The sequence below is a fragment of the Streptomyces sp. NPDC048392 genome (assembly GCF_043200575.1).
GTDB lineage: Bacteria > Actinomycetota > Actinomycetes > Streptomycetales > Streptomycetaceae > Streptomyces.
Map to the genome: position 1 here is coordinate 108,491 of NZ_JBICYB010000005.1, position 9,877 is coordinate 118,367.

The window sequence follows — 9,877 nt, forward strand, 5'->3', positions numbered from 1 at the left end:
CTGACCCACCGGCCGGCCGGCCCGTCGCGGCACCGCGCCGCCGGGCCGGCCGGTCCCACCCCCGAGGAGCCGACATGCGTGTCCTGCTGGTCAACATGCCCTGGTCGCCGATCGACCTCCCGTCCCTCGCGCTGGGAATCCTCAAACGGAGCGTGGACGAGCGCGTGCCCGGTGCCGGGGCCGAAATCCTGCACGCCAATCTGGAATTCACCGACTGGATCACCGAGCGCACCGAATTCACCGGCGAAGACTACGAGTACTACGCCCTCTCCTCCTATTTCCTGGGCTGCGGGGACTGGGTGTTCTCCTCCGCCCTCTACGACGACCCGCACTGGCGCGAGGAGGAGTTCACCTCGGTCATGCGGGGCAAGCTCAACCGATCGCGCATGGAGATGTCGCTGGCGCTGCACCGGGTGGTGCCGGAGTTCGTCGACACGATCGCGCGGCGCATCGTGGCGGCGGAGCCGGACGTCGTCGGCTTCACCTCGACGTTCCAGCAGAACGCCGCGGCGCTCGCCGCCGCCCGGCGGGTCAAGCAGCTCGCCCCGCACATCGTCACCGTGCTCGGCGGGGCCAACTGCGACGGTGCGCAGGGCGCCGCCGTGCACCGCAACTTCCCGTTCGTCGACCACGTGATCCGGGGGGAGGGCGAGGCGGCGTTCCCGCAACTGCTCACCGCGCTCGCCGAGGGCGGCGGACTGGACGGGGTGCCGGGGCTGTGCCACCGCGGGCCTGACGGCGCGAGCACGGCCAACGCCATGGCCACCCGCCCGCTGCCGCCCGCCGCGATCCTGCCGCCCGACTACACCGGCTACTTCGAACGCCTGGCCGCCTCCGCGGCCCGGCACTGGGTCGAGCCCAAGCTCGTCGTGGAGGGCGCGCGCGGCTGCTGGTGGGGCGAGAAGCACCACTGCACGTTCTGCGGGCTCAACGGCTCCTTCATGGAGTTCCGCTCCAAGAGCCCGGACACCTTCTACGACGAGATCATCGAACTGGCCCGCCGCCACCGGGTGCTGGACATGTACGTGGTCGACAACATCCTCGACATGGGCTACCTGACGACCGTGCTGCCCCGGATCATCGACAGCGAGTACGACCTGCGGCTGCACATCGAGATCAAGGCCAACATGCGCCGCCCCCAGCTCCGTACCCTCGCCGAGGCCGGGATGATCTACGTCCAGCCCGGTATCGAGTCGCTCAACGACCGGGTGCTGGACCTGATGGACAAGGGCGTCAGCGGCTGCCAGAACGTCCGGATGCTGCGTGACGGCGCGGAGACCGGGCTGTCCGTCGCCTGGAACTACCTGCACGGCTTCCCCGGCGAGACGGCCGGGGACTACGAGCCGGTGATCGCCCAGATCCCGGCGCTGGAGCACCTCGATCCGCCGGTCGACCTGTCCGCGCGGATCGCCATCGAACGCTTCAGCCCCTACTTCGAACGCCCCGAACTCGGCTTCACCGGTCTGCGGCCCGAGGCGCACTACCGCTTCACCTACGACCTGCCGGAGGACGAGCTGTACGACCTCGCCTACGTCTTCGAGGCGCCGGAGCGGGGCATCGGCGAACCCACCGTCAGCGCCCTCAACGACGCGCTCGCCGCCTGGAAGAAGCACCACGCCGACGCCCGGCTCACCCACCAGGACCTCGGTGACCGGATCGTCCTGGTGTCCCGGCGACGGGCCTTCGACTGGCGTACGGCGGAACTGACCGACCCGTTCGAACTGGCCGTGTTCCGGCTCCTGGACCAGCCGCACACCGCCGCCGCCCTCGCCCGCAAGGCGTCCCGCACGGCACCCGGGGGCGGCCGGGACGAGGCCGCCGTGCGGCGGCTCCTGGACGGGTGGATCGCCCTCGGCCTGGTCTTCACCGACGCCGGGCAGTACGTCCACCTCGCTCCGGCCGCCGTCAACGAGGACCTGCTGCGGCTCGACTTCATGCGCCACGCGTACGCGGCGGAGCCCGCCCCCGCCGAACCCGTCCGGGTATGACCGCGCCCCGAGGAGGAGTCCGCCCATGAGCACCACCCTGAGCCCGCCGCCCGTCCTCGCCTGGCGGGACCACGATCCGGCGGCCTGCGCACTGCCCGGCATGTTCCTGGGCGAGATCGACCCGTCCGGCGACCCGTCCGGCGCGGCCGACCGGCTGTGGCGCCTGGGTGCCCGGCGGGTGCGGCTGCCGGAACCCGTCGACCTCACCGGCGAGGCGGGCCCGGAGCGGGCCGCCCGGACGGTCGCCGCGCTCAGCCTGGTGCGGGACCTGACGGCACGGGCGGTCCTGGTCGACTGGGAGCTGCGGCTCGACCCGGCGGCGAACGCCTGGCAGGTGCTCGGCCACCTTCAGCCGCCCCGAAGCATCGACGCCCCGGACACCGCCGGCGGCCCGGACCAGGACGACGCGGGCGAGGACCCGGCGGAGTCGCTGCGGAGGTGGCGGCGCGGCCACTACCTGTGCAAGTGCCTGTGGCGCGTGGGCCCCGGCTTCGTGCAGATCCGCGACCGCCGCTGGGGCGAGCTGCGCCGCTTCACCGCCGAGGAACCCGAGTACCGGGCGACGATCGAACGCCTGACGTACGGCGTTCCGTCGGACACCCTGCCGACCGCTGTACTGGACGACTTCCGCGCCGAGCGGCTCGCCCTCGACATCGGCCCGCTCGCCTGGTGGGCGCCGTACCGCGTGAGCCGCTGGCTCCAGGAGTCCATGACCATCTGACCCGCCGCCCGGGGCAGCCCGCAGGGACGACGGACGACCCCGTCGAGGCCCGTGGGGCTCCCCGGGGGACGACCCGCCGCTCTGACCCGCCCGCAGGGACGACAGACCACCCGGGCAAGCCCGTACGGCACTCCGGGGACGATCCGGCGCCCCAGGGCCGCCGCCCGGAGCCGTCCACAGGGACGACAAGCCACCCCGGCGAGGCCCGTACGGCACCCCGGGGACGACGCGCCGCCCCCAGCCGCCCACCCGAGAGCCCCCGCGGCCCGGGCCCACCCGAACCGGACGCGGGCTGAGGCGGGCACCGGGCGGAGACGGGCTGAGGCGGGCACCGGATGGAGACGGGCTGAGGCGGGCACCCGGGTGGAGACGGGTGGAACGCGACGGGCGTTGCCGCACGCGAACGTGCGGGGGCCCGGCCGACGGCAACGCCGCGACGGGCCCCGCCGCGTTCCGGACACGCCCGGCAGGGCCCGTGCGGCACTCCTACGAGTGCCCCAGCTCCGCCGACGCCTCGTCCTCGGCCGGGGGAACGGACCCGGAGTCCGACGCCGGCCGCAGCGGGAACGGATCCACCCGGGTCTCGTCGATGACCGGCGGAGCCACCCGGGGCGGCTTCGGCATGACCGCCGCCTCGGAGTGCCCGCCGCAGCCGTAGGCCAGCGACACGACGTGGCCGTCCGCCGGGGAGAACTCGTTGGCGCACACCCCGAAGGCCTGCCCGAGCGAGCCCCCGATCCGGGCGAGGAAACCGCAGCTGACGCAGGAGGCGGGGGCCGCCTGGGCCATCGCGGTCTTCGGGCCGTAGCCCTCCTCCCAGCGGTCGGCGGCCACGTGCAGGCCGTACCGGGAGAGCACCCGGGTGCGGCGCAGGCCCAGTTCCTCGGCGACCGCCGAGATCGTGCCGCGGGCCGGGACGGCCGACAGCTCGGCGGGCGGCCCGGCGGTCACCTCGGCGTCCTCGGCCTCCACCAGGTCGGCCATCTCGTGGGAGACGGCGGAGTTCGGCGGCGGCTCGTCCTCGCCGGTCCAGCCGGGCTCCAGACGCAGATCCTCCGCGTCGGTGGGCAGCAGGTCCCCGGGGCCCATGTCCCCGGGGCGCAGCCGCTCGCTCCACGGCACCCACTCGGGGGCCAGCAGCGCGTCGGGGCCGGGCAGCAGCACCGCCTCGTCCACCGTGACGATCTTGGCGCGGGAGGCTCGGGCCACGGTCACGGCCCAGCGCCAGCCCCGGTACCCCAGCTCCTCGCAGGCGAAGTGGTGCGTGACGACCCGGTCGCCCTCCGACACCACGCCCTCGTGCTCGCCGACGACGCCGGGTGCGGCGGCCTCCTCGGCTGCGGCGCGGGCGAGGTCGACGGCCTCGGCGCACAGACGGTCAGGGGTGCGGCTTCGCGTTGTCGCTGCGCTCACAGGTATCGCTTCTCTCCATACGCCGTCTCACGAGTGCGCCGCTTCCCGCGAGAGGCGGACGGAGCGGACCTGTGGACCGCGTCGACGTCCGCGCCCAGTCGCGCTCGGGCGCACCTACGTCATCCATTCTGCGGGATGGCCGTACGGCGCGCGGCCGAGAACGTTCGCCACGGCGCGCTAGGCACGCTACCTGCTCATGTGCGCTGGGCCTACACCGACGGGAGTTTCGGCCGGGTACGGTCCGGTGTCCGCGGGCGGTGTCACCCGACTCGATCACCGCCATACGTGCCGTGTCAACGCTACAGCGGCCGCCGACGGGGCACTATGACGGGGTGGCAGCCGCACGGACGGAGTTCAAGCGCGGGAGCCGGTGGCACGGCCCCGGCTCCCGGTTCCGTGCGGTCGGCCGGGCCCTGCGCCTGCCGGTGACCGGCACGGCGCGCGGCATCCGCCGGGCGACGCACGCGCACGGCGCGGGCGAGTCGGGCCTCGGCAAGCTGATCGAGCTGCACGGGGTGAACGGTGCGGGCGACGTGATGATCACCGTCGCGCTCGCCTCCACCGTCTTCTTCTCCGTCCCCACCGACGAGGCGCGCGGCCGGGTCGCGCTGTACCTCGCCATCACCATGGCGCCGTTCACGCTCCTCGCGCCGGTGATCGGCCCGCTCCTGGACCGGTTGCCGCACGGCCGCCGCGCGGCGATGGCGACCGCGATGGGAGCCCGGGCGCTGCTCGCCCTGGTGCTGTCGGCGGCCGTCATCTCCGGCGGCATCGAGCTGTACCCGGCCGCGCTGGGCGTACTGGTCGCCTCGAAGGCGTACGGCGTGGTCAGAAGCGCGGTGGTGCCGAGACTGCTGCCGCCCCGCGTTTCCCTGGTGAAGGCGAACTCGCGGGTCACCCTGTGCGGGCTGCTGGCCACCGGCGCCGCCGCGCCGATCGGGGCGGGGCTCCAGCAGGTGGGGCCGCGGTGGCCGCTGTACGGCGCGTTCGTCATCTTCGTCGCGGGCACCGTCCTGTCGTTCACGCTGCCGCGGAAGGTGGACTCGGCGCGCGGCGAGGACCGGGCGCTGCTCGCCGCGGACGAGGACCGTCTGCCCAGGCCGCTGCGGGGGCGGGGCAAGCGCCCGGGGCTGCGCACGGTGGGGCCGGCGGTGACGCACGCGCTGGCCGCCAACGCCGCCATCCGCTGTCTGACCGGCTTCTTGATCTTCTTCCTGGCGTTCCTGCTGCGGGTGCACCCGATGACCGGTCAGAACGCGGCCGTGTCGCTGGGAATCGTGGGCGTCGCGGCCGGTGCGGGCAACGCGCTGGGCACGGCGGTCGGGGCGTGGCTGCGCTCCCGGGCGCCGGAGATCATCATCGTGACGGTCGTCGCGATCGTGCTGGGCACGGCGGTGGTGGCCGCGCTGTTCTTCAGCGCCTTCCTGGTGGCGTGCCTGGCGGCGGTCGCCGGGTTCGCGCAGGCGCTGGCCAAGCTGTCCCTGGACGCGCTGATCCAGCGGGACGTGCCGGAACAGGTGCGTACGTCGGCGTTCGCGCGCTCGGAGACGCTGCTCCAGGTCTCCTGGGTGCTCGGCGGCGCGGTCGGCATCGTGCTGCCGCTCAACGGCACGCTGGGCCTGGCGGTGGCCGCCGCGATCATCGCCGCCGGGTGGCTGACGACCGTACGGGGGCTGATCGACTCGGCGCGGCACGGGGGAGCGGCGCGGGGGAAGGTGGCGTGACCACGCCACGCCGTACCCAGGTGGGGGGCGGGGCCGAGGCGCCGTATAGCCTTCCGCCATGACCACGTTGCCCCGCGGCACCGCCGCTACCGGACACCGCGTTGTGCGACGCCGCCGCGCCGTCGCCGCCGCCGGCGCCGTGTCCGCCGGACTGCTCCTGCTGTCCGCCTGTGACGAGCCGACCCCGATTTCGACGATCACGGTCGGCAGTGACTCGGTCAGCTCCGAGGCCACCTGCGGCGGAAAGGGCGAAACCCTTTCCCCCGACGAGATCACCAAGTGCCTGAAGGACAAGGACGCGGAGTCCATCACGGTCGACCAGGACGAGACCGTGCGGTTCGGTGTCGACCCGGACATCGCCGACAGGCACTGGACGATCCTGATGAACGGTCAGCAGCTGGTCGAGGACAGCGACAAGACCTACCGCACCGTGCCGGGCAGCGTGTTCTTCAACGCGCAGTACGGCGCCCAGGGCGACTCGACGAACGTCGCCGTCGCGGCCCGTGACGGCAAGGACGACAGCCAGAAGATCACCGGTGTGTGGGTCTTCGAGCTGAAGAAGGACTGACCACGTCCTCCGTGCACCTCCTCGTGGCCACCGCGGTCCCCGCCGAACGGGACGCGGTGGCCCGGGCGTTCCCGGCCGCGGGTACGGAAGTGCCCCGTCCCGGAGTCGTCCTGCACCGGGTGCCGGCCGGCCCCGACCTGCTGGCCGCCGGGGTCGGCCCCGCCCTCGCCGCCGCCTCCACCGCCGCGGCCCTGACCGCCGCGGCCCTCGACGGCACAGCCTACGACCTGGTCGTCTCGGCCGGCATCGGCGGCGGCTTCGTCCCGGACGCGCCCGTCGGCTCGCTCGTCGTCGCCGACGAGATCACCGCGGCCGACCTGGGCGCCGAGACCGCCGACGGCTTCCTGCCGGTCACCGACCTCGGCTTCGGCACCGTCACCCACCACCCGCCGGCCGGACTCGTCGCCGCCGTGGCCACCGCGACCGGTGCCCGGCCGGGCACCGTCCTGACCGGGTCCACCGTCACCGGCACCGCCGAACGCGCCGCGCTGCTGCGCGAGCGCCACCCGCGCGCCCTGGCCGAGGCGATGGAGGGCTTCGGCGTCGCCGAGGCCGCCGCCGCGCACGGTGTGCCGGTGCTGGAACTGCGCGCGGTCTCCAACCCGGTCGGCCCGCGCGACCGCGCCGCCTGGCGCGTGGGCGAGGCGCTCGCGGCACTGACGGACGCCTTCGGGAAGCTCGCACCCGTCCTCAGGAGTTGGAATCCACATGACCGACCCGACCGATCCGGCCGATCCGGCCGACCCGACCGACCCGACCGCTGAGACCCTGCGGATCGCGTACTCCCCCTGCCCGAACGACACCTTCGTCTTCGACGCCCTGGCCCACGGCCGTGTCCCGGGCGCCCCCGCCCTCGACGTGACGTTCGCGGACATCGACCTCACCAACGGCATGGCCGAGCGCGGCGAGTCCGACGTGCTGAAGGTGTCGTACGCCGTGCTGCCGTACGTCCTCGACGAGTACGCCCTGCTGCCCTGCGGGGGCGCGCTGGGCCGGGGCTGCGGGCCGCTGGTGCTGACCCGGGAGGCGGACGCGGACCTGCGCGGGCGCACGGTCGCGGTGCCCAGCGAGACGTCGACGGCGTACCTGCTGTTCCGCCTGTGGGCGGCGGACACGGTGCCCGGCGGGGTCGGGGAGATCGTCGTGATGCCCTTCCACGCGATCATGCCCGCCGTGCGGGACGGGAAGGTCGACGCGGGACTGGTGATCCACGAGGCGCGCTTCACGTACCGGAACTACGGGCTGCACAAGCTCGCCGACATGGGCGAGCACTGGGAGCGGACCACCGGGCTGCCGATCCCGCTCGGCGCGATCATCGCCAGGCGGTCACTGGGTGAGGAGACGCTGACGCGGCTCGCCGACGCGGTCCGCGCCTCGGTCCGCGCGGCCTGGGACGACCCGGAGGTGTCCCGGCCGTACGTCATGGAGCACGCCCAGGAGATGGACCCGGCCGTCGCCGACCAGCACATCGGCCTGTACGTGAACGAGTTCACGGCCGACCTCGGCGAGGGCGGGTACGCGGCGGTCCGGGGCCTGCTGACCCGTGCCGCGGCCGAGGGACTCGTACCGGCCCTCGGCCCGGACGCGCTGGCGTTTCCGTAGGACGACCCCGACGGGGGAGTCAGACGTCGAGTTGGTCGGCGACCGCCCGGAGCAGACCGGCGATCTTCTTTCCGGCGGTCTTCTCGGGGTAGCGGCCGCGCTCCAGCATCGGCGTGATGTTCTCCAGGAGGGTCGTCAGGTCCTGCACGATGGACGCCAGCTCGTCCGGCTTCTTGCGCTGCGCGGCCGCGACCGAGGGGGCGGGGTCGAGCAGGGTCAGGGACAGGGCCTGGTCGCCGCGCTGCCCGGCGACGACGCCGAACTCCACGCGCTGACCGGGCTTCAGAGCCTCGACTCCGGTGGGGAGGACCGAGGAGTGCACGAAGACGTCGCCGCCGTCGTCACGGGAGAGGAAGCCGAAGCCCTTCTCGCTGTTGAACCACTTGACCTTGCCAGTCGGCAAAGCACACGCTCCCTCGATCACTCCCGGACTGACCCGGACGCCGTTGAACTAGCCGTCGCGCAACCTTACCGGGGGTCTCTCCACCTCAACATGCGTTAAAACGAGGCAGGGCCCCTCCCCGTGTCGGCAGAGGCATCAGGACCGGCGCGGGTGCGCGGGTCGTCCGGACCCGCCGGTACCAAGGCTCATGGTCTCCGGGCCGGCGACAGGACGCCCCCGGTCGTTCTTCAGGCCCGGGAACTACCCTGGTCGGGTGCGTGACAAAACCCGAACGAATTCCACCGAGCCCGGTGACCGGCTGATCCGCGCCGGTGTGATCGTCTTCTTCGTCGGCGCCGTGGCCACTCTGGTCACGGTGGCGCCGATGCTGCTGGGCACGACGCCCTTTCCGACCTACATGTTCGGGCTGAGCATGCTGATGGGAGTGGGCTTCCTGGTCGCCGGGGCGGGAGTGCTCCGGTCGATCGCCGCCGGGCGGCGTCAGGCGCGCGCCGCGTCCGGCTCCGCGGCGCCGCCCTCGCCGCCGCGGTAGGCCGCGAGCCACCGCGGGAAGCGCGTCAGGTCGGCGAGGACGACGTCCGCGCCGGCCGCGCGCAGCTCCTCGGCGTCGCACGGGCCGCCGGCCACGGCCACGGAGCGGGCACCGGCGGCGCGCGCCCCGCGTACGTCGCCCACGTGGTCGCCGACGTACACGTCCGCGTCGTGCTCGCGCAGTGCGACGGCCTTCTGCTCGGCCCACAGGCCGCCGATCACGGCGTCCGGCTCGATGCCGAGGTGCGCCAGGTGCAGTTTGGCGTTCGGTTCGTACTTGGCGGTGACGACGACGGCCCGTCCACCGGCCTCGCGTACGGCGGCGACGGCCTCCCGGGCGCCGGGCAGCGCGAGCGTGGGCTCGATCGCGTGGGCCGGGTAGATCTCCCGGTACAGGTCGGCGACGGCCGGGATCTCCTCGGCCGGGAACCAGTTGGCCAGTTCGTGGGCCAGCGGCGGCCCCAGCCGCGTCACGGCCAGGTCGGCGTCGACGTACGTCCCCGTCCGCGCGCTCAGTTCCAGGTAGCAGGCCCGGATGCCGGGCCGCGAGTCGATCAGCGTCATGTCGAGGTCGAATCCGACGGTGGGCGCGGGACGGGTCGTGGAGGCCATGGGGCCCATTGTGCCGGGCCGCCGGCGAGCGCCTGCCGGGCACCCGTCCGGCCCGGGCTGCCTCCCCCCGGGGCCGGCATCCGGGGAGGCGGCCCGCGACCACACCTGCACGAACCCTCGCACGCAGCCGTGCGCCGTGACCGTGCGTGGGCCGGGCGTGGGCCGTGCGCCGCGTTACCGCGTTACCGCGACGAGACGCCGGCGGGGCGGGGCGGGCAGAGGGCGCACAGCGGCGGGACGGAGGCCTCACCGCAGGGCGGCGGCCGGCGTGGCACCCGGGCGGCGGGGGCTACGGCGGGCGCTTCTTCCCCGCTC

Annotated in this window: 10 protein-coding genes; 7 read left to right on the top strand and 3 right to left on the bottom strand. The window is 73.9% G+C overall.

Translation table 11 applies throughout. The features are described 5' to 3' along the window. The first annotated feature begins 74 nt into the window (after positions 1 to 74). Together ACGFYH_RS10315 and ACGFYH_RS10320 are read left to right on the top strand one after the other, a co-directional pair. Positions 75 to 1,988, top strand: a complete 1,914-nt coding sequence (locus ACGFYH_RS10315; protein WP_393802697.1) for a RiPP maturation radical SAM C-methyltransferase — start codon at positions 75 to 77, stop codon at positions 1,986 to 1,988. Between the two features lie 25 nt (positions 1,989 to 2,013). Then, a complete protein-coding gene (locus ACGFYH_RS10320; protein ID WP_393802698.1) occupies positions 2,014 to 2,709 on the top strand; it encodes a DUF5825 family protein in 696 nt (231 codons plus the stop codon). A 486-nt stretch (positions 2,710 to 3,195) separates the two neighbouring features. Here the strand turns inward: ACGFYH_RS10320 and ACGFYH_RS10325 are convergent, their stop codons facing one another. After that, positions 3,196 to 4,122, bottom strand: a complete 927-nt coding sequence (locus ACGFYH_RS10325) for a DUF3027 domain-containing protein (RefSeq protein ID WP_393802699.1) — start codon at positions 4,120 to 4,122, stop codon at positions 3,196 to 3,198. A gap of 332 nt (positions 4,123 to 4,454) precedes the next feature. On the opposite strand from ACGFYH_RS10325, the gene ACGFYH_RS10330 reads away from it, so the two are divergent. Genes ACGFYH_RS10330 through ACGFYH_RS10345 form a run of 4 tightly spaced genes read left to right on the top strand, consistent with a single transcriptional unit; the run spans position 4,455 to position 8,016 of the window. Further along, positions 4,455 to 5,846 carry an MFS transporter gene (locus tag ACGFYH_RS10330; protein ID WP_393802700.1) on the top strand — a complete coding sequence of 464 codons (1,392 nt, stop codon included), beginning with the start codon at positions 4,455 to 4,457 and terminating at the stop codon, positions 5,844 to 5,846. A 58-nt stretch (positions 5,847 to 5,904) separates the two neighbouring features. After that, positions 5,905 to 6,414 (top strand): DUF2771 domain-containing protein, encoded by a 510-nt coding sequence (locus tag ACGFYH_RS10335; RefSeq protein WP_393802701.1) that lies wholly within the window; start codon positions 5,905 to 5,907, stop codon positions 6,412 to 6,414. A gap of 23 nt (positions 6,415 to 6,437) precedes the next feature. Further along, complete coding sequence (locus ACGFYH_RS10340) at positions 6,438 to 7,178, top strand: futalosine hydrolase (protein ID WP_393802870.1); 741 nt, start codon at positions 6,438 to 6,440, stop codon at positions 7,176 to 7,178. Continuing rightward, the gene (locus ACGFYH_RS10345) at positions 7,123 to 8,016 is read left to right on the top strand and encodes a 1,4-dihydroxy-6-naphthoate synthase (protein WP_393802702.1); all 894 of its coding nucleotides are present in this window, start codon (positions 7,123 to 7,125) and stop codon (positions 8,014 to 8,016) included. The genes ACGFYH_RS10340 and ACGFYH_RS10345 overlap by 56 nt, the downstream gene beginning before the upstream one ends. Positions 8,017 to 8,035: 19 nt before the next feature. Here ACGFYH_RS10345 and ACGFYH_RS10350 read toward each other — a convergent pair whose 3' ends face one another. After that, complete coding sequence (locus tag ACGFYH_RS10350; RefSeq protein WP_393802703.1) at positions 8,036 to 8,419, bottom strand: cold-shock protein; 384 nt, start codon at positions 8,417 to 8,419, stop codon at positions 8,036 to 8,038. A 253-nt stretch (positions 8,420 to 8,672) separates the two neighbouring features. Here ACGFYH_RS10350 and ACGFYH_RS10355 point away from each other — a divergent pair, with 253 nt between their 5' ends. Further along, positions 8,673 to 8,951 carry a hypothetical protein gene (locus ACGFYH_RS10355; protein WP_393802704.1) on the top strand — a complete coding sequence of 93 codons (279 nt, stop codon included), beginning with the start codon at positions 8,673 to 8,675 and terminating at the stop codon, positions 8,949 to 8,951. Here ACGFYH_RS10355 and ACGFYH_RS10360 read toward each other — a convergent pair. Continuing rightward, entirely contained in the window at positions 8,900 to 9,562 is a 663-nt protein-coding gene (locus ACGFYH_RS10360; RefSeq protein ID WP_393802705.1) for an HAD family hydrolase, read from the bottom strand. The genes ACGFYH_RS10355 and ACGFYH_RS10360 overlap by 52 nt on opposite strands. Positions 9,563 to 9,877: the final 315 nt, after the last annotated feature.